Raw genomic sequence first — 21,038 nt, forward strand, 5'->3', positions numbered from 1 at the left:
TATGAAACACAACCTGATTATCGTTCCTGGATGGGGTGGAACGGAACTATTATGGAAACATCAAAGCGAGCATCTTTCTGACATCGCTGATATTACTGTCACGTATTTTCCCGACGCAGAAACCATAGAAGAAATGACAGAACAACTCATTAAAGATGCACCTGAAAAATTTATTATCTGTGGGCATTCTTTGGGAGGTTGGGTAGCACAACTCGCTGCAATAAAAGCACCTCATAGAGTTTCTCACCTGATTATCATGGGAAGTTGGACAGGTGATTTAGACCACGAGAAACGCCAATATTTTGAGCAGTGGCAGCATGAAATTGAAAATGACCGGCTCGAAAAATTACTCATTGAAATCAATGCAACCAGTGTTTTCCCCTCTCGCAGCAATGACAGGACCTTAATGAGCACTCTTATTGAAGGACAATCAAAATTTCCCAGACAAGGATTTCTGAATCAGACTAAAGCGATGCTAAATAGTCAACCAACAACACTGCAACTTCATAAAATAGTATGCCCAACATTAATTATTTATGGCAGACAAGATAGTGCTTTTACTTTGGAAACACAGCAATCAATGAAATCTGGTATTCCTTCAGCAAAATTAGCAATTATTGAGGATTGTGGGCATATGCCTCATGTTGAGCAACCGCAAGCAGTAACTGCATTATTGAGATTTTGGCTTGAAAACCAAGTAAAACAATAACTGTATTGCAGGTTGGGAATGCATCCCCACCCCCAGATGCTTGCTGGCTCATTTCCAAGGAGAATGATCCGTGCTTAGTAAAGAGCACTCCGCAGTCACTGACTCTAATTTTGCACCTTCCTTTTTGAGATAATCCCCCCTTGAAATGAAAAATTTTATAATTATTTTAAAAGAACTCTCGCAATAAATACGCAAAATGATGTAAAATTATCCATATTTGAATATATAGGGTAGTATTTTATTGAAATCGGATATTGAAAAAAGCATACACGCATTAGAAGTACGAATGTCGCTAGTTGAAAAGATTAATGGCATCGGATCAGCGACCGCGCAAAAACAATCTAAATCAATTAAAAACAAAAAAAATACGGACAAATCAATACCCAAGCCTATGTCAGGTAATTGGTTAGGTTTTGTTGCTTCAGTTTGTTTTATTCTAGCAGCGTGCTTCATTGTTAAATTATCAATTGAATCTGGGTGGTTAACTCATGAAAAGCAACTTGGAGTAGCGACATTATTTGGAATGGCTTTATTTACCGCAGGAATTGTTATTTCCAATGCGGATAGAATATATGCATGCTTTTTACCTGCTGCTGGAGCAATAGTACTTTATTTTACCTGTTATGCCGCATATCAATATTATTTGCTGATTTCATTTCAAACAGTCATTGCCGTATCAACCATTATCTCAGGGATTTCTATTTGGTTTTATTTACGGTTTAAACATGATATTTATGCGATTGTGGCTGCATTAGGTGCATACTTTGCCCCCATTGTTGCCGGTGTTGAAAATAATGCTATTTTTTCTTTGTATTATTTCACTATTTGTTCTTTGAATTTTGCAACACTTGCTATTTGGGTAGAGTCGCGTACCTTAACTATGATTTCTGCTTACTTAGCAATATCAATAACAGCAATCGTTGGACTAGAACTTAATCAAGATGTGTTAATCGCTACAGTTCTTGCTCTTAATTTTCTTATTTATTCAATTGGTACTCTATTTTTTACACAATTGACCAAAAAACAGCTCACTGAGAGAGAGTCATGGAGTCTTTTTCCAGTCTTATTGATTTTCTATGCAATGGAGTATTATTATCTAAGTCGTATTGATCAGACTCTAGCCTCATGTGTTTCCCTAGCATCAGCAGCTCTTTTAGTCGGACTCTATTGCTCAGCTAAAAGATGGTTTCCTGATCGTCGTTTTAACAGCCGTAATGTACTGCTGACCTTTGTAACCCTTGTCTGTTTCCATTCTATTTACCTTGGCCTTTTGCCGTTAAATCTAAGACCATGGCTTTTTGCAGTAATTGTTTTTGCTTACACCCTCTTCCATGAAAAAATTAAATGGATACAATGGAATATTACATTCTTAATCCCATTTTTGGCGCTCTCTGCTATTTTGGGGATTGAATACTTAAGTATATTAGGCCACTTAGTGAATGGCAGCGGATTGTCATGGTCTGCAGTGTCTTGGGTTTCTTTTGCCAGCATTTGGTATTTATTAATACAAAATCGCCAGGAAATAGTTTATAGAGAAGAATATTATTATGCATTACTAGCAGCAGCACATCTCCTTGCGATCATGAGTCTTTATCAACTAACTTCCGAATCCAGTACCTTGGCTGTGTCTGCTTCCTGGCTTATGTATGTTCTTGTTATCCTCCGCGTTTCAACACTGCGCAATGATGTCCTTATTGCGAAATCAGTTCTCCTTGTTTTATTTTTTGCTGCAGGAAAGGCCTTACTTTATGATGCATCATCAAGTCCAACAATTATTCGGACATTATCGCTTATCCTTACTGGAGTTGTTTTATATGCTTCAGGGCTTGTCATTAGGAAAAAAACGAAGTGGAGAAGTAAGCTAATTGAGGGCCATTCTCAAAGTACCGAATTGGATTGATAGTCAATTAATCATCATGGATGATGAATAAAAAATATCTTCATATCAGGATAATTCAAAATTGTTGCTTTTTATAATCAACTGTCTGTAATATAAAAAATCACGATTGTCATTTTTTGTTATTTTCGCATTTTAATTTTTAGTATCAGTTAAAAATAGAGAATAAATACATGCGTATCAATTTTAGCTTATTAAGACTTTTGCATCTTATTGAGTATCAAAAACCCAAAGGTGAGCAGTGTTCACTTGAATTGTTTCGACGAAGAATGAATCCAATCGAGCTTTCAACATGTATGCGGCACCTCTATCTGTTCTCTTCTGAACAGATAGAAATGCATAGTGCTCAATATCAAGAGATACTTTTAAATTTGAAAAAGCCGCGTTTACATCAAAAATTACCCCAATTAGATATTCTTGAAGGAAGTGAGGCCTATCGATTTCTTTTATTTTGGGTTATTGGAGGATTAAATAATAAAAAGCCTTTTGATGACGAACGTATTTTAGGTGATCTGAGAAAAATTTGCAGAAATTATGAAACTTCAATATCACCTGCTAAAAAAGAAGCCTGGCAACAAAATCAAGCGGTTATGCATGCATTATTAGCGGATGCAAGGCATTTATTAAAATTAACAAAAAATATTGAATTACCTTTAGAAGAAAAGAAAATACTTTTAAAAGCAGTTTGTGATCATTGTACCTGGGTCAGAGAGCAAGGTTTTTTTGAGTTAACCCCATGCATCGATTATTCTTCTTTTCTTGATAAACATGAGATGGTAGTGCACCTTCATGGAATACTCGAAATAGTACGTCGAAAGGTCAATATTGAACTTGATAAAATTGCTGAAGATAAAGCGCCTATTTTCTTTTTATTTTCAAGGTCTGCAAACCGCTTGCAAAATAAATTGAACCAGATTGACACACTACAAGCGCTGTTAATAGATGAAGAACCTTCCTTAAAACATGCTGATGGATTAATTCATACTGAGGGGATGAAGATGTATGAAGGATACGTAGGATAACCATTTTATTATACACCAATACTGTGTTGGGATAATTTCTCCTCATTTAACTTAAGCCGACTTAAGGTAACTAAACTGAAAAAACCAATCAAGCACAGTAAGCACATAAAAGAACTTACATCTTTAATACCAATGGCGCTCGTAATAAAACTAAATAAGGCTGAACAATTGAATTGACAAAATAGGGTTAAAGCTAAAGCCAATGCCATTTGTTTCGGGAACGGGCGTACGACTACGGAAGTTGCACTAGCCACAATAAATCCGGTGCCAAAATAATAGATCAGCATTGGGATAATAAAGATAAGATAAATCGTGTCAGAAAGTAGACTAAACAGCCACATTAAAACTGCTGAAAAAGCAAAAAAATAAACCCCAAATGCAGTGAGTTGCCTGCTCGAATAATACTTAACCAAGATGCCGCAGCATGCTGTGCCTAATAAATGCATGATTGCCATAACTGTTTTAGCAAGACCATACTGGGTGGAACTCCATTGAGCCCCTTTAATCAAAATAAATGATGCAGAAGTATTAAAAGCGGATTCACCGGCCATCATTAATGCAGAAATCAATAAATAACCAACAAAAATAGGATGTCGGAAAACTGTTGTTATTATTTCTTTAAAACTCAAGCTCAATGAATAATTTGGTTTTGTTTCCTGTATCCTCATACTCAAGGGAAATAGAAACAGCGCATACAATGCGATGATTATAGATGCAGTCTGCCAATTCCAATGACTATTAATTAAGCCTCCCAAAAAAGGTAAAAAGCATATAAAAAAACCTCCCAGAGTAAAAAACCAGGCAAAGTATTGGGTTGCATGCTGTTCATCATGAGTATCATTAATCATTGCCCTCCCCATAAGCAATGTTGCTCCTACAGCCATTCCCTGAACAAAACGGCAAAGTAATAAAGCGCCAATAGAAGGACTCAATGCAGCGAGAAGATTAGAGATCAGATACAATAACAAGCCCCAAATAAATATAGGTTTCCTGCCATAATGTTCAGAAAGAACTCCCCACAAAATCATACTCAATGCCTTGCCCAGTAAAAAAAGACTAATGGTAAATTGAGCAATATTCGGTTTCACTGAAAAAGAATTGGCTAATTTAGGTAATGCTGGGGTAATAAAATGAATATCCAAATTCCCAAAAAACCAAGTAAATAATATAAGTAGAAGTTCTTTATTGGTCATGATGTACTATCTGAATACGCATTGGAAATCCGAGGTACCGGATTGATAAAAAATCCATGAAACCCCGCCACAAAAAGAGCAAATAAGCCATAGAAGCTGGCAATAATTACAAACAGTGTCGAATAAGCGAGCCAATTCATCAGCATGCCTCCGAGTAATAGGCCAATGAGATTTCCTAGTTTGGCAAAAGAATTTGCTAAACCAAGTGCGTAACCAGGTAAAGAATAACGATCGCTTAAAAGAGCACATAATGCAGGTAATAGGGCAGCTAAAACCACTCCCCATAAGCTACGGAAACAAGCAAAGAGAAAGAGATTGCTTGTAGTTGCTTGACATAACATAAGAATTAAACCGATTACACTGTAACGTACTAAATAGCGATGTACTAAAAAAATGTCACCTCGACATTGATCAAACTGACGCCCACACCATTCAGAACTCACTAACATTCCAGCAGCCGGGAGAGAATAAAGCAGACCGATAAGAATTAAATTATGAGAAAAAGAATCGTTTATAAATAAAGACAATCCCGGATCAGGTAAAAACTTAATGATTTGAGTTAAGGTAATTAAAAAACATAGAAAGTATATAGGCTTCGAATCAACCAACAGTCTATTGGGTTTTTGATTCCGATTTTTATCCGCTTTTTTTGGTGTTGCCGGAAGGTAATATTGCATAATAAGTGTTATAGCCAAGCAAATAGCCGTAGCAATCCCATATAATCCTTGGTAATTGGTAACAGCTAAGATTATTCCTCCTATGAAACCAGCTAGAGTAGTAGCAATCGCCTTTATAGATTGTAAACGCGCCAGCTGTCGACTTTTATGATGCCATTCGCAAAGGCTTAATGAATAAGTTTGCATGGATACAATAAAGCCTGCGAAAGCCCCCTGCAAAATACGAATGATTAAAATCCAGACGAGAGAATGAGCAAACATCATGGCCAGTTGGGTAACTACCAATGCCCAAGCTGCACGCATTAACATCGATTTATAACCATAACGATCGGCTGCAATCCCCCATACTGGTCCCATGATAATGTTCGCAAGCATAGGCAATACGAAACTGAGCATACTATAAAATACCACCTCCTGAAGTGCTCCTTCACTATGGGAGGCTATGAGCAAAGACAAAAAGGGATTTGTCATTTCTAAAGCCAGGATCATAAAAAATTGACTTACTAAAATGAGCGGCTGAAGTGATTTAGGCATAATTTCTGCTCAATGGATTTCTAATCATAGAAAATAAATCTTCGTTTTGATTTTCATGAAGACGCATGGCCAGCAAACATTTTTGTTGCCAAGGTTCAACAAGCAATTTCGTTCGATGCCAATGATGAATTTGGGACTCAGTTTTAGTTCTAAGTTCTTCTAAAATATCATCGAGAATTTGTCTTACCCTTTGCCAAAGAATAGGCTTAGATAGCTCATAATCGACACTTAAACAATCAATAGCATAAGCCAAATTACTCAGCAGATTACCATGTATAAATTTATTACTCAGTTCACTTAGTCCAGTACAGGTTATGGTTGAATCTGGATGTAGTGTGGGTTTAATTACTTTCTCATAAAGTGGATGATTGCAAATTTTTATCCCTCCTAGATCACGTATTACAAGACCCGAAGGACGATTTGCTTGAAAAATAATTAACGTATTTTGTTGATGGGCTTCCAATGCAATCCCATAACATAACAATAGATGCAGCTGACTTGCTAAAACGCAGCGGCAATAATCAGTAAAGTAATTTACTGGATTACTTTTGCTGAGTTCAATGAGTTCGCTCAATAAAGATCTTCGACTTATAGGTGATCGTTTAAAGAGAGATGCCACTGGAACAAGTTTTTGGTTTAATCTAATCCATTGCAACGGGTTTTCACGAACTATGAGGGCCAAATGTTTCTTTTCATTATCAGGAATCGAGGGATGTAACACATTGATACCAGCTAAATCACGAGCCAAAAATAATTTCCCTCTATAATATTGATTTTGTGCAAGTAATTCATTGAGCCATTGTGATAATGTAGATGAGTTACTTACAGATGCAGGGGAAACCGTACGCAAAGATGAAGTTGTATGTACGCCTACAGCCAATTTCAAATGAGGACCATGTTTTGCGAGTGGCATCATGGTACGAAATGACATCGAAGGTTTTGTTTGTTGGTATACTGGATTGAGTATAAATTGATGCTCCTCAACCAAGGGTTTTGCAAGCGTCTGTAATTTATTAGCCCACTGCCAGGGGTGAATGGGTAATGGGTAATAATCCTCCGATTTTAGTTTCTTTAATCGCAGGGATTCACTCCACAAACTGTATTCCTTGGGAAAATGATTGCTAAATATCCAATGAAAAACCGACTTTGAAGTCGAAGTAAATGCAAGAGAATGATGGATTGCTGCCCAACAAATAGTGACTTCTGAATTGAATTCAGGAGAATACTGTATAACTTCTCTACGGTTAAACCCTATTTTGGCACGAAAATTAGGATGGGATGGATGCCCCATACATCCCCATTGTTCTAAGAAATTAAGTACTTGCTGCTGATCAAATTGTTCGATTAGCCAAGACCACAAATTAGAATACCCCTTTGCCTGGCGTCTTATTTTTTTATGCCACTGGTATTGATATGCAAGAGCTAGAGCTTGGTTCGCAATGCTTTCATTTAATTCTTCATTTAATGAGTGCCAGTTTTTAAATTGAACCTTTCGATTTTTTGCATAAATCTTCAGGAGCTCAAGATAAGTAGCAATAGATTGGCTCGTTACTTTTTTATCAATTAATCCTTCTGAAAAAGCCGCCCTTTTTAACCGATTGAAACACTGCTGATAAGAGGTAAAAAGAAAATGCTCCATTTGGTTGGATGAAACAGGAAAATCAGCATTCAATAATAATGAACGTAATTGAACGTTTAGCTCATTAATGTGAGAACTCGATAAAATCATACGCACCACCCTCTTTATTGTCTGATAGCTTAAGTTGTTATTTATTGAGACAACTTTCTGATTGCCCAGACCAAAATCATTCAAGACAACCAAAATGAGAATCATTATCATTTGCAATATAAACGATAATGATTATCATTTGCAATAATTAGGAACGAATTTTTATAAAGAATGATCTGGAATAATTAAAAATTCACTATGAGTTGCAAAGCAAACGTATTTACTTTTGCAGACGACCCCACAATAGTCTTAGTAAGACCCGAGGCTTCATCATGGGAACTGTATTCATAATCTTTGAAATATTGAAATTGCGCCGTAAGATAACGTTTGGGATATGCAGCAAGACCTACACCGAGTCGCTTCTTTGGTATTCTTAATGCTAAAGCGTCATAAGAATATTCGTAAAATCCAATCAATTTCACGGGAGTTTTCTTTATCATTAACTCATAACTGCTTTGAAGGCTAAAAGCTTGAGGTTTAGCTCCCTTCCTATTATAGCTCAGTTCCGAAAGTTGGAATGGATGAACCGCGGTAACATAAGTTAAACTAGCGCCCGCTTTTTTATAATTTAAATGTACATAAGCAGCAAAACCAGGAACTTTGCTGTGGATGGTTCTCTCCAAAAAACCGCCAAACCCTTTGTTGTATTGAAAAAGCTGGCTATCAGCTAAAGAATATAGATAGCTGCCGCCAATATCATAGGTTCTTTTATGAATACCTACGTTTAAATTGTAATAAGGAAGAGAAGAGTAACTAATACGTGAGTAAGGCGAAAATATAGACACATTCATATAATAATCTGCGTCGTAACCCATCACCGCTGTTAATTCATTGGTTTGCCCTAAAGCTTTTGTCAGAGGCTTGTAAATAAGATCACTTTTATAGTTGCCAAAAGCCACCCATTTTCTCCCTCCCTCAAGGTACCAGTGTGAGTTAGGAATTTTTAACTCATGATAAAGTTGATCAAAATAAAATTGTGGGTTGATGGGAGTTGGTAGCGTATTGTAAATCAGCAATCCTTTCGTTTTATTCCAATCATTAATTTGCAACTCAGAACCTAATTTAACGTTTGATAATTGCTGGTTAAGCAAATACTTTTCTCCTTGAACTGCTGAGTTGGTCGCATTAAAAAATACATGCCCTTCATAGGAGAATCGTTTAGGACGCCATTCTAATACTGCAGGTTTTGCAAAAACATGAAATGGTATCAGCAAAATTGCAGCAAACATTGCAATTATTTTAATCATGATTAATAAAAATTATTAAAAACGACATACATCCTAATTGATAATGATTATCATTATCAATTAGGATGTATAAAAATAAATCTATTTATTGCTGGATTTATGATTAAAACCAGTAGAAACCGCTTTCAATGGGAGTTAGGGTTTAGATCACTTAAATAATTTTTCTTGGACACTTGGATGGCCAGCGCCTACGTACCACAACTTTTTCTTGAGAGATCTCCCCCAAAATTTTTCACCCTACCTGCTGCGCTTTATGCCTAGAGATCCTCACAAAATTTAATCAAGGTAAAGATCATTTGTTGCTTGAATCCATCTACTCTAAGGAATGGACACCCTATATCGAAGTCAAAAAAGCTGTCATCCCTGTAGATGTAGAATAGGTATTTTCCTATTTCGATTTTGTGAGGAACTCTCAGGATTTATGCGCGGTATCCAGGAGATCTTACTATATACAAAGAACTCAGGAGTAACCCAATGCATCATTCTGGATACCGTGCATAAAGCACGGTACGTAGGCGCGACGCCAGAACCTTTTAAAGCACCCCAACATGGCAGCCAGCTCAGTACCTGATTTTTGTCCAAGATTATGGGGGTATGTCTTACCAATTTATCGATTCAGAATGAGAACTGGAATCCTAAAAAATAAACGTACATTATATAATTCACTAAGGTATTATATGTACAATAATCAAAGCTAATTTCGCTGAAAAAGAAGCGATAACCGTTAGAGGCAGCATCGCGGAGAATGTTATTAATAAAAATTTTTGAATGGATTTAACCTAATCATTTTCCTAATTGTAAAATCCATTTTGAACGCTCCTGATAAAAAATACATTACATCTAAAACGATTTAGAAGATTTTTTTTTGTTGCAAAAAAATGCCATAATAGCCCCCTCAGTTTTACAAAAGCAATCTTGAAGCTCTGCTTCATGTTGTAATAAAAAATATGAAACTGATAAACCCAAATAAACTTTAAAAAACAGGATGTTTATAATGAAAAAATTTTTTTGTTCCCTTTGTTTAAGTTTCAGCCTTTTTTCCAGTGTGTTCGCAAGCAACACTCTTGATTTATTAAACTCAGAGATTGCAAATATTCTGGTTCCATTTCAAAATCAAGCCACTGTGGCAAATCTCAAGTTTAACGCAGTAGAAATCAACAATGAACATGCAGCCAAAGTCGCTTTTAATGGGCTTTATCGCAAAATCGGTTCAAAAAATAGTTTCGAAATAAAAGTCGACAACCTCAGTTATGATTATGGCGATGGTACATCTCCTACGACTGTCCTAAAAGGCTCTCTTGGTCTGGATCTTACCAAGTTTTTAACTCGTGAAGAAAGCAATGAAATGATTCCCAGTGCGATTGAGCTTTTAGAAGCCACTGTGAAAAGCTATACCGAAGAATATGGTGATGCAATTTTTATCAAAGGAGTAGTTACTTCAACCACCAAAGATAATGACGGCAATTACACTGGATTAACCGCATTGATCTCAACAAAGATTGATCTCAATAAACTCCCTGAAAATCTATCTCGCCAAGAGGTTATGGCCACCGATGCTTTTTTCTCAATCACCTTAAATTTAAAGACTGGAATCGCTGTTGATGCCTTTATCATAAGTAACCCAGAGTATTGGGGATTTCAGGACAACCAACTTGGTTTGAAAGAACTGCTTGAACATCTTCTTGCCCGTGATAAAGAAGCAATTGAAGTTATCGTAAATGTATTTATGAATTTGGATTATATAGCTTCTAATATAGTCGAAATTGATAATTCATCATCTTGGAGCCTCTTCGCGAAGAAATTTATTACTTTGAACTAAGAGGCTATAGAACAAAAGCTCCCGTATTTGCCAAGCATAATACGGGATGCAACTCCCAAGAAAAGAATCTGGGAGTTGCAGATTTAACGGGCATGTTACTTCCGGAATTGCTCCAATAATTGCAAGGTCTTTTCTTTAGATATCCGTCCAACAGAGCTTAAATTAGTCAGTTGTTGCCCTTGTTTATCATAAAATAGCATCGTGGGGATACCATAAATGTGAAACGCTTGACGAATCTTGGCTACTGCATCTGTTTTTTCGCTGATATCAACCCGAAGACTTACTAAGTCTTGCATCGCATCGATGACTGCAGCTTGGTTAAAAACATACTTATCCATAGCCTGACAATCACTACACCACCCAGCAAAAAACTCGATAAAAACGCGCTTGTTGTTTGCCTTTGCTTCAGCTAATTTAGCATTGACCTCTTCAAGACTATGCACCATTAGGAATGGAGCATGTTTTACTGATTGAACAAGTGGAGCAGGTTGGAATGCTTGGTAAGCTAAAGCCCCTGCCCCCATCATGGCTAACAAAGCCACACCTTGTAACAATCGCCCCCCCAAATGATGTTCCTGACGAAATGCACCAAAAACCCATGCAGCGATAAGTAAGACTATAGCCCACAGCACATCAATCCAAAATGGTGGCACAACACGGCTTAATAACCAAACAGCCATGGCAAACATCATGATAGCAAAAACTTGTTTGATGCGAACCATCCAAGGTCCAGAGTTTGGTAAAAAACGCCCATAACCGGCTCCGACAAGCAGCAAGGGTAATCCCATTCCCAAAGCTAAAACAAAAAGCAACAAACCGCCTTGAGCAACATGTTTGCTTTGAGCAATATACGTTAGAATACCAATTAAGGGTGCCGTGACACACGGAGATACAACCAAAGTTGACAAAGACCCCATCAAAGTTGCTGAGATAACACCATGTCGACGTGATTTTTTGAGGGTAAACCGTGTGAAAATTGACAATCGTAATTCAAAAATACCCAACAACCATAAGGCCATTAAAGTAAATAAAATACTGAAACCCCCAATAATCATCGGCTGCTGCATTAAAGTTTGTACCGTTGAACCAAACCATGCTGCCAACATTCCCGCTACAGCATATGTGACTGCCATACCCATTACATAGCCTAAAGATAATTTAAAGGCATGGCGTCCTGTACTGGCTCCTTGTCCTGTGATAATACTGGATAGGATCGGTACCATAGGCAAAACACAGGGGGTAAACGCCAACAAAACACCGAGGCCAAAGAAGGCAGCCAAATAAAAAATCGGACTATGATTTTGAATAAACATCATTGCATCGACTGGATTAGCGCTGCTAAAACCCGCAGCAAAAACAGAAGATGAGGTGAATGTCATCAATAATGACAAAATTATTTTTTTCATTTTGATTCCTCTAATAATTATTTTTGAATTTAAATAAAAGAGAAATCAAATAGGAGGACGATATATTTCATCCCGAGGAGAGTTATATTTTGAGAAAACAAGTAAAAAACCAAGCAAACCAATGAGCCACTGTGCTATCCATTGTACTTTCAAATGAAATTCATCTTGAAGCCAATAAGAAGCAGAGAAACAGCCGTTATTCATAGCTTGCTGAACAGAGCAAGGAGTTAGCGCAAAAGAAAGAGCAGCAGGTGCACCCACACGTTTATTTAGGCAAGTTGGCATCTTGAGTGGCGCAAGAAAGAGAGCACTCATGAGTAACAACAGAATTAGCGAACGATATTTGCTCATTTGAACAACTTAACATAAAAAATACAAAGAAATCAATGTATGCAATTATGAAGTGATCCGCGCTGATGAATACAAACATGAAAAGAATTCATTTCTAACTATTAAATTTTTATAAATCGCTCAATGTCCCCGCGCGGGACATTGAGCGATAAACGTGCGGATCTATTAGACATTTTGTGAATACTTAAGTAGAACAAACAGCTTGCAATTCATCTGATCCTAAATTAATAAGATTAATTTGAGTTCCTGATTCTGCACTCACAGATAAACTGCTGTTATTTTTTACTTTGATTAGGGTTCCTTGGCCAGTAGATAGTTTTTTCCCATTTACGGTACCGCTATTTTTTACTACATTAATTTTGATTTTGCTCTTAGTAGGGTGCGTGCTTTGAACCACACAAGTAGCATTCAATGTCCACATCGTATTATTTGCGAGCATCTTCGATTCATTGGGACTAAGTTTAATTGTTTTTGCATTGGCGTGGGAACAAAATAATCCAATGAGCATAAAAAAAGATAGAGTTAAAATCTTATTCACGTTGCATCCTTAATGTCATTAATAAAAGTCATGAGCAAATATTGCATTCATAGTATATATTTTATACATTCAATATTAAGGTTTTATTAAGGCATAGTCCTGCTTCTCTTAACACCGGGATAAACCCATCTATTTTCCAATCATCAACCCTGACCCCACGACTTGTTGTCGGTCATCCCTGTGTAGGCAGGGATCCATTTACAATGTATACGAGAAAAACAAATTAAAAAATGGAGAAGACAATGGAAAAACCACCTTACTTGCATCAAATCCAGCGGATTCATTTGAATTATGACTATTTCAAACGATAGCTTCCCAGGAGGGTTTAGGATTAATAGTTGCCATTTTATAGAATATTGCTCACCATAGGATTGTATCGACATTACCTTTTTAAGGCGAAAGGATGGCAAGAACAAAATTTTCATTTTGGTCTGATGCAGCAGATGAAGAGTATTTTGTAGTGAAACTTAAAAAAGGAACAGAAGAACTCACTGCGATAAATGCAATACACGACCATATTTCCAACTCTATTTATCAAGTCCTTGGGGTATGTACAGCAAATTTATATATTGGATACTATCAAAAAATGCTTGCTTTAATATCAAAGGTCTTACCTGGTTACAAAGATCTTATTGAATGGCTTAACAACAAAAATGCATTAGAAGAAATTGAACAATATAATAAAGTTGATGAATTTGTAAACGCCTATAAAAAATTTGAAAGTGATTTATCAATTAACGGAAAAGAAAGTTTACTTGCCGCAGCGATTATCTTAGAGGATCTGGATGTTCTAGGCGCGGGTCTACGTAACATAGGTCTTATCAAGTTTTCGGGTAAACACCAAATTATAAAAATAGATCCCAGTGATTCTATATTTGATATCCCATCAGATAGGATTGATGCTGCCCTGGCTAAGTTTGAATCCAATTTATCATGGGACAATCCTTTAATATATTCACTCTTTTCCTTAAGCAAAGTATGCAATAATCCTAACAACATACTAGGCAATTTACATTTTAGTGAGTTTTTTCATGACATTGATAAAGAAAAACTGAAATATGAGTTAGCAAAATTTACGAGTTTAGATGATGCCTACATTAAAAAACTTATTATCCGTGATGAATACATAGAACTATTATCAATGGATGATAAAAAATTATATTTAGAACAATTATCTAACTTATTAGTGCGTAAAAAAAACATTTTGAAAAAAACTTTAAATTTACCTGAAATAAAAGTAACTCCGCCAGAACCAGCTCCAGTTTTCATAAAGGATGCTGTCTTCAGTGAACCAGTAGAACATATTAAACATGGTGCCTCTAAGCCTTTTAAAGTTAAAAGAATTGTGCCTTCAAAGGATCTGGATGCAGATTTGGTTAGTTGTACGTCGGATTTTATGATGAAAATCGTTTAGAAAACCCTAAAATGGCTCAATGCCTTCAGATTTCCGGAATGATGCAAAGTTTTTAACTAGATTGGGATTTAAATTAGCTTATTTTTCAACTGCTTATTACAAATAAATTTGCACATCATACTCGACTATAAAAATGAACCGGGATGGCACATGGTTTCAAAAAAATGTGACGTCAGGCCTGCCGATAACTGGCAAGAATATAATAGCGGAGTTTATACTCAACCAATTACTGGTAAAAGCCTACTAAGTAGATAAAAGCAGTATAAAATTTTATAAAAAATCAATGGGATCTAAAGCAAATCCCATTGATTTAAATCAAAAATACAATTGTCATGTTATTTCGGGGAAAAAGTAGGCGGCTCATAAGTTGATTCATTATGAATAGTCATTCCCTCAAATAAATCTATATCTTCCCACTTCATACTTTGAGCATGAGTAACTGCGTCACGTGATTTCACATTTTCAATAATCACACTTGGAGCACCCGTAAACATGAGCTCTAAATCTGATTCAATACATTGAGTTTTATACTTTTTTATTTCTTGTTCGATTACTATAATTTGCTCTGTTACTTGTTCATAAATATCTTCTTCGGTGGCTTCGTTAAGTTCAGCTCCGCTTTTTTCTAAAGCCTTTAATTTGGAAATCACACTTGTCATAAAGTCAATATCTATTTTATCAGGACCTTCTTCACGACCGCTTGGGATACCTTCCCCATAATTTAGCTTAATATTAGTAGCCTCCTCGTGGCGATTATCAAGGTAGTTAGAAAGCAACTCTCCCACTCGTCCAGAGGTTTCCTCCAACCAGGGTTGGGAAACATTCATGAAACATCCACGCAAAATCATTTTCCCTGCATTATTGGGTCCAATTTGATCCATAGGCTGGATTTTAGACATGGGTTCCTCCTTAAAACCAATTATTTTGTATAATTATAGAACATACTGGTTAAGTCATTCTTGAACTCATATTTTTATAAGCAAAGAAAATAGGGGATGACACACTGTCCATTATCTTGGCGAATGCATCGCAGCGTCCTGTTTGTCGCTACTCAACTTTATTTGCTGCAGAGAACCCTTATAAGAATGAGCGGAAGCGTCTACAAGAAAAGGATTCGGAGCGAATTGCAAGGAGTCGATTGCCACTAGTTGGGTTTGGGCAGAGTTCATTGTTTCAATGAGCTTTAGTTTTAAGGATGGAGGTAAAACCTTATCAGGCATTGAATTAATTCCTTCAGCCAATTTATGATTGTGCTCTTTCAATGCCGGAATACTGGTTTCTTTAATTGCTTTTTGTATGACATCAAATATTGATTTTAATTCTTTGGGAAAATGTACTGATTTATCGCCAATTTTTAATACAGTCGTATCAGTATAATCACCAAAAAGCCCATATTTTTTAGTGAGCTTCCATTTTTTATGTTCTATTAATTGTTCAAATACTTCTGAAAATTGATTCTGCATGATCTTAATATTTACATCATAGGATTCGAACAATTTTTTTAGAGGATCACCACATCTTTGTGCCTCTTTCATTAATGTACCGCTAAGCATCCCTGTTCTTATTGCGTAAGGATTTGCATTATGCGCTAATAAAAATTGGCATCGATCCATACTTCTCTGGTGAATTGCAACCCACAAAGGATACTGACGCCCACCATTGATATTATCGATTTCTGCATTGACCAATTGAGGAAATTTCTTTAAAACCGCATCTGCTATCTCGTAGTTCTTATCATACAGGGATTTAATAAAGATTTTTTTGCACCATTCTTCACTGACATTTTTTATTGAAAATAACTCTTTAAATAAAACGTTATTGTTCCTTTGATAATACAAATCAAGATCATCAGTGCGTGCAAGAAAAGCAGGGTCTTCTTTTAATTTTTTAATACACTTTATGTATACCTCTTCATTGTTATGCAATAATCCTAATAGATACATTTGGTTTAAAGCCTCGGGTTTTAAACCATCTAAGGCGATGGGGTTTATTAACTGATTAAATGCATTTTCATCTTTTTCAAAAAGGATGAAGGGATCAGTTTGACTTTGTGGACTCTTGAGTAACAGATAATTTTTATCGAGAATAAAACCACCAATCTCTTTACACAGATCGATTTTTTTATGATGTAAAGCGATGAGATAATATTCAATTAACTGCTCTTGAGCTAGCTTTTTAATGTCCACTTTTTTTTCAACAAGCTCAAATAATTCGGGTTTTTGAGTCAGGACTTTCCAGGGAGATAAGGCAACCACAGAGCCTTTTTTAAAGAGTATGTTGGGATCACGTGCAACAACGTGCAACACTGAATTTATGATTTCTACATTACCATGCTTGAGTGCCAATAAATAGATGCTATGAAGTGTGTCTTGAGTTTGTTCCGTATAATTTATACCCGCTAATGCTTGAGTGAATGGAAGCGTTCGTCCGTCATCAAATGTTCCTGTCTCACACAGTTCAACAAACCGATTTTTCGCTGTGCCTGCTTCATGCTGAAGCATTGCGGCAAAAGTAATATTTTCTTGACACCGCTTAATCATGCTTTGGTTATTATTTTTTAGCGCTAAGACATATGCTTCATACCATTGCTCCCCTTTTATGAGTATGGGATAAATCTTTTCGCTCAACGCTCCCCCTGCTCGATACAAGCGATGTATAGGACGTTCACCTTGTTTGTCTTTGGCGAATAATAAAGAGGGATTGCGTGATGCAATATCTACAAAAAGTTCTGGTTGATGAAGAGTAAGATAATGCAAACAATTTCGCCCTGCTTCATCGGTTAATAATAAATTGACCTTTCTGCCTAATAACATACGCATCACTTCGACACTATTATTTTGCGCAGCGATATTCAATAATGGAGTGGGCGTTTTAGTTAATGCACCGGAATAGATCAATTCAGTAGGATTAACTAAATCAGTTTTATCTTTGTGGAATTGATCATAGTATTCTAAAAGTAAATTAAAAGTGTATCCTTGATCCAGACGTACAGCATCAGCAAGTGCGTGCTCAAATGCCTTCTTCTCAAGACGGTGTCCTTTTTCAAGTAGAAAATTAATTACTTGTTTGTCACCGCTGGAGAACGCATGAATCAGTACGTTTTGATCCACGTATTCTTTTTTATAATAGCGACCTACAAATTCTAGCTGTCCATAGGATACAGCGCTTTTAAATGCTTGTTTTTTAGCTGCTTCAAGTTTCACCGATCCTAGCGTTCGTTCCAGATATTCAACTAACTTTTTATCCCCGTTTTGTACGGCATAGGCTAATGCATCGAGCTTTGTAAAATTATCCTGCTGATCCAGTGTGTCTTTCCTTTTTTCATAAATGGAAGTTACTAATTCGGTAGCAGACGGATAAATAGTTGGCAATACTTCAGGATTTGGATCATGTAATCGTGAATACACATGCATACGTACACCCGTGTACGTCCCTTGAAACTTTACTTCATCAAAATGTAAAGCACTATGAATTGCCTCATCAAACATTTTACTTACAGCTGATTTAAGTGCTGCTGCATTTTCCTCTGCAGTTTCTTTTTGAGGTATTTTAATAATCCAGGACTCCCCATAAGCGGGATCAATCACTTCAATTTGGTCGCCAACACGTGTTATCGATATAGAATGTTTGTTACAACTCAGAGTAAATCCTACACCTTGCTGTTTGCTTGGATCGAGTGTTAAATAGGTTGCAAGGGTTTCCTTGAGTTCTTCAACGGTAATAATGCCCGCAAATTGTTGATGATAAGTTAGGGGAAATGGCTCCCCCTTCCGTTCAAATAGAGCTTCTAAAGCCCCTTTCATGCGATCCTGTTGCGTCCCGGCTTCAATACGTAGAGTTCGATGCAACCATAACGTATTTTGAATAAAGGTTTCATATGCCTGATGCACTTCAGGGCTAATATTTTCTGCAAGAGGATCAGAGTCATAAATGAGTTTTAATATCTTTTCATATTCCCCATATTTTCCTGTTAATGTGCAATACAATCGCCAAATTCCTAACCCCAGGCAAACCCCTTCGTTAGTGACCTCCTTGTTAAAACTTGCAGTATCCCCCCTAAAACGTCCTTGCCATTTGCTCGCTTTTTCTATTAATACCTCTTGTGGAAGTGATGGCATATTGATACCGTGATTTAATAAGCTTATTGTTTATATATAGCACAACAACACACTCCTTTTACTGAAGAGAAACTCATTTAACCTCAACTCGACGTAAGAATCAGGCCTAGTCCTCGTATTGAGCTTGAAGCTTCTTAGGTAAGTCGAGAGTTAATAAATTAATTTTAGGAGGCAAGCTATTTGAATCAAGCGATTGCTCAAAAAATTGCTTCGCTTTCTCTTCATTAGGAGTTTCTAAAAATAAGAAATCATAAACAGTTTCATTAGAATCAACTAATAAATAGAGCCATTTTTTCTTGATCTTGTGCTCTATTTTTTTCATGGTTAATTGATTTTTATCTACTGTTTTTTTAGGAGTTAATTTCTCCAGTTGGTTTTTACGATAATAATCAGAAACATTATCCAAACTATAATCTGTGAGCTTAATTCCTCGTTCATCTGAAAGTTCTAAAAGATTGGAATAGCTTAGTGAAAGGCCTCTCCAAAACACAACGGTAGGTAGGACGTATTTTATAACCCCCCTATTTTTTAAATACCACAAAACATTAGGGATTAGAAATAACAAATCAGTCCAAAGCGAACAGCGAAATAATGGAATCATATTTTAAGTTAATTACAATAAAATCCTTCTTCAAATAATAGCAAATTGCTTTTGGACGAGAGTCTATTTTTTTAGCACAGTCCATAGAATCAAATAAAAGAAAAGATTAATATGGGTGCCTAAAAAAATCTATTTTAGAGGTATTTATGAAGGAACTAATAGAAGCTATGGTATCTAACCCTGATGAATTCATTCGCTTAATTTCTGAGAACTTAGATATATTGTCTTTAAAAGATGCTACTTATTTGGATTCCGTTGACCCTTTAAAATTACATGATTTATTCGAATATGGCGGTTTAGCCCCTTTTGCTGGTCATTCTTTGGGACCGGTATTCAAACCTGCCGTGAGAGAAATAAAGCGAATTACTAAGTTACAGGCAACTCATTTACATGAAGGGCATTTTTCGGAAACTCATGAACGAGGCGGTAACTGGTTTGATTGCGATATTGAGGAAGACGCAATTAAAGCAATGCAGGCAATGTTAGGTTTTTCCGAGCCTTGTGAATTTCTCTATACTCAGGAAGGCTTATCTTCTAATCTAGGTCGACTGGTTGATACTTTTTACCGCCCTACCCTTACTGATTGGCAATCAGGAAAAACTGGTATTTGTCATTTAGGAAAAGAATTTTTCTCCGATCAAGCCATCATTGAATCCATCTTAAAAAGAGGAATACACACTGCAAAACAATTTGGCGTTTTTAGCCCCTCCAGCCGTATCCCTAATCCCGCATCCCTTACCCTAAAAATTCTGCCGGATGAAAAAGGGCTCTATAGCGAAGAGGCAATTATTGCTTTTATCAAAAAAAATGCAGGCCAAATTCAAATTTTACACTTATCGGATCTGGTATTTAGTACGGGACAACGACTTGATATCACCTACATTTTAAATGAATTAAAGGATGTAATCACGAAGCACCAGATTATTGTGGGCCTCGATTTAGCTCATACAGTAGGAAATAGGATTTTAAATCTGAAAGAATTACCCGTTACTTATGCTGTAGGTTGTGGCTATAAACATATTTGTGGCTCGGCAGGTAGTGGATTTGGTATGTATGTTAGTAAGAATACAGATTTGGAAAAATACCCACCAATTCAAGGTTGGAAAGCAGCAGCTTCAGATAAAGTCTTCGGATTAATCGACGATTTTGATGCTAAAATTATGATGCAAAAAGGTGCTTGGGCATTCAGATGCAGCAATCCCTCCCCTATCGCTCTTGCTCCAGTAAAAACCTATATGCAAACAATGAGCCAAATTGGCTGGGATAAATTAATTGCTAAATCAGAATGCCTCACTCGTTATATGCATGCGCTCCTGCAACAGTTTTTGGGTGACAAAATTGAGTGGATTACTCCTGACGACCCTAAGCGGCGAGGCGCTATGCTGGTTTTTCGTGTTAAAGGAATCAGCGATGTCAGGCAGATAGAAACTATGCTAAAACAATCAAGCGAATTAGGACAATTTGAAATAGATGTACGTCCCCCTAACAATATTCGTGTTACTGCGCATTATGGCTATACTCAGTTTACTGATATTCATAATATGGTTTCTCGCCTCACGCAAGTTGTAAATCTGTTACTGGAACAAAAAAAGGTGGAGAGCTCCAGTTTAAGCCCGAAACAGCGAGGAAAAGATGGATTTTTTGATAAGCCGGTCATTTTGGGAAAAACAGATCATACCAATCCTCAACTTCAAACTGATAATGGGAGTTATAGTCCTTAGGTGCAACCACTCACAATATGGCATAACTTATATTTTTTTACGATACGAGTTATGCCTGCTAT

General features: G+C 36.5%; 16 protein-coding genes. 6 read left to right on the plus strand and 10 right to left on the minus strand.

Going from position 1 to position 21,038, the window contains the following annotated elements; translation table 11 throughout:
- The first annotated feature begins 1 nt into the window (after nt 1).
- From LXO92_RS12325 to LXO92_RS12335, 3 genes are all read left to right on the plus strand, one after another.
- Entirely contained in the window at nt 2-709 is a 708-nt protein-coding gene (locus LXO92_RS12325; RefSeq protein ID WP_232891068.1) for an alpha/beta fold hydrolase, read from the plus strand.
- Nucleotides 710-995: 286 nt separating this feature from the next.
- Nucleotides 996-2,609, plus strand: coding sequence for a DUF2339 domain-containing protein (locus LXO92_RS12330; protein WP_232891069.1), 1,614 nt, complete (start codon nt 996-998; stop codon nt 2,607-2,609).
- 170 nt (nt 2,610-2,779) lie between these two features.
- Nucleotides 2,780-3,628 (plus strand): hypothetical protein, encoded by an 849-nt coding sequence (locus tag LXO92_RS12335; RefSeq protein ID WP_182349872.1) that lies wholly within the window; start codon nt 2,780-2,782, stop codon nt 3,626-3,628.
- 8 nt (nt 3,629-3,636) lie between these two features.
- Here the strand turns inward: LXO92_RS12335 and LXO92_RS12340 are convergent, their stop codons facing one another.
- From LXO92_RS12340 to LXO92_RS12355, 4 genes are all read right to left on the minus strand, one after another.
- The gene (locus LXO92_RS12340; RefSeq protein WP_232891070.1) at nt 3,637-4,821 is read right to left on the minus strand and encodes an MFS transporter; all 1,185 of its coding nucleotides are present in this window, start codon (nt 4,819-4,821) and stop codon (nt 3,637-3,639) included.
- A complete protein-coding gene (locus tag LXO92_RS12345) occupies nt 4,818-6,032 on the minus strand; it encodes an MFS transporter (RefSeq protein WP_232891071.1) in 1,215 nt (404 codons plus the stop codon). The genes LXO92_RS12340 and LXO92_RS12345 overlap by 4 nt, the downstream gene beginning before the upstream one ends.
- Complete coding sequence (locus tag LXO92_RS12350) at nt 6,025-7,761, minus strand: IucA/IucC family protein (RefSeq protein ID WP_232891072.1); 1,737 nt, start codon at nt 7,759-7,761, stop codon at nt 6,025-6,027. Before LXO92_RS12350 ends, LXO92_RS12345 begins: the two co-directional genes overlap by 8 nt.
- A 185-nt stretch (nt 7,762-7,946) precedes the next feature.
- Complete coding sequence (locus LXO92_RS12355) at nt 7,947-9,008, minus strand: LbtU family siderophore porin (protein ID WP_304599221.1); 1,062 nt, start codon at nt 9,006-9,008, stop codon at nt 7,947-7,949.
- Between the two features lie 994 nt (nt 9,009-10,002).
- Between LXO92_RS12355 and LXO92_RS12360 the strand changes: the two genes are divergently transcribed.
- Complete coding sequence (locus tag LXO92_RS12360) at nt 10,003-10,827, plus strand: hypothetical protein (protein ID WP_182349875.1); 825 nt, start codon at nt 10,003-10,005, stop codon at nt 10,825-10,827.
- A 95-nt stretch (nt 10,828-10,922) separates the two neighbouring features.
- Here LXO92_RS12360 and dsbD read toward each other — a convergent pair whose 3' ends face one another.
- From dsbD to LXO92_RS12375, 3 genes are all read right to left on the minus strand, one after another.
- A complete protein-coding gene (gene dsbD / locus LXO92_RS12365; protein ID WP_182349876.1) occupies nt 10,923-12,233 on the minus strand; it encodes a protein-disulfide reductase DsbD in 1,311 nt (436 codons plus the stop codon).
- A 45-nt stretch (nt 12,234-12,278) separates the two neighbouring features.
- Nucleotides 12,279-12,584, minus strand: coding sequence for a hypothetical protein (locus tag LXO92_RS12370; protein WP_182349877.1), 306 nt, complete (start codon nt 12,582-12,584; stop codon nt 12,279-12,281).
- Nucleotides 12,585-12,768: 184 nt separating this feature from the next.
- On the minus strand, nt 12,769-13,122 hold the full coding sequence (locus LXO92_RS12375) for a cupin domain-containing protein (protein WP_182349878.1): 354 nt from the start codon (nt 13,120-13,122) through the stop codon (nt 12,769-12,771).
- Between the two features lie 403 nt (nt 13,123-13,525).
- On the opposite strand from LXO92_RS12375, the gene LXO92_RS12380 reads away from it, so the two are divergent.
- Entirely contained in the window at nt 13,526-14,536 is a 1,011-nt protein-coding gene (locus LXO92_RS12380) for a hypothetical protein (protein WP_182349879.1), read from the plus strand.
- Nucleotides 14,537-14,871: 335 nt separating this feature from the next.
- Here the strand turns inward: LXO92_RS12380 and LXO92_RS12385 are convergent, their stop codons facing one another.
- The 3 genes from LXO92_RS12385 to LXO92_RS12395 form a co-directional block, all read right to left on the minus strand.
- Complete coding sequence (locus tag LXO92_RS12385) at nt 14,872-15,435, minus strand: hypothetical protein (RefSeq protein ID WP_232891073.1); 564 nt, start codon at nt 15,433-15,435, stop codon at nt 14,872-14,874.
- Between the two features lie 111 nt (nt 15,436-15,546).
- A complete protein-coding gene (locus tag LXO92_RS12390; protein ID WP_232891074.1) occupies nt 15,547-18,654 on the minus strand; it encodes a hypothetical protein in 3,108 nt (1,035 codons plus the stop codon).
- Between the two features lie 106 nt (nt 18,655-18,760).
- Nucleotides 18,761-19,255, minus strand: a complete 495-nt coding sequence (locus LXO92_RS12395) for a hypothetical protein (protein ID WP_182349882.1) — start codon at nt 19,253-19,255, stop codon at nt 18,761-18,763.
- A 146-nt stretch (nt 19,256-19,401) separates the two neighbouring features.
- Here LXO92_RS12395 and LXO92_RS12400 point away from each other — a divergent pair, with 146 nt between their 5' ends.
- A complete protein-coding gene (locus tag LXO92_RS12400; protein WP_182349883.1) occupies nt 19,402-20,976 on the plus strand; it encodes an aminotransferase class V-fold PLP-dependent enzyme in 1,575 nt (524 codons plus the stop codon).
- Nucleotides 20,977-21,038: the final 62 nt, after the last annotated feature.

This window comes from Legionella resiliens (assembly GCF_021344005.1).
Classification (GTDB): domain Bacteria; phylum Pseudomonadota; class Gammaproteobacteria; order Legionellales; family Legionellaceae; genus Legionella; species Legionella resiliens.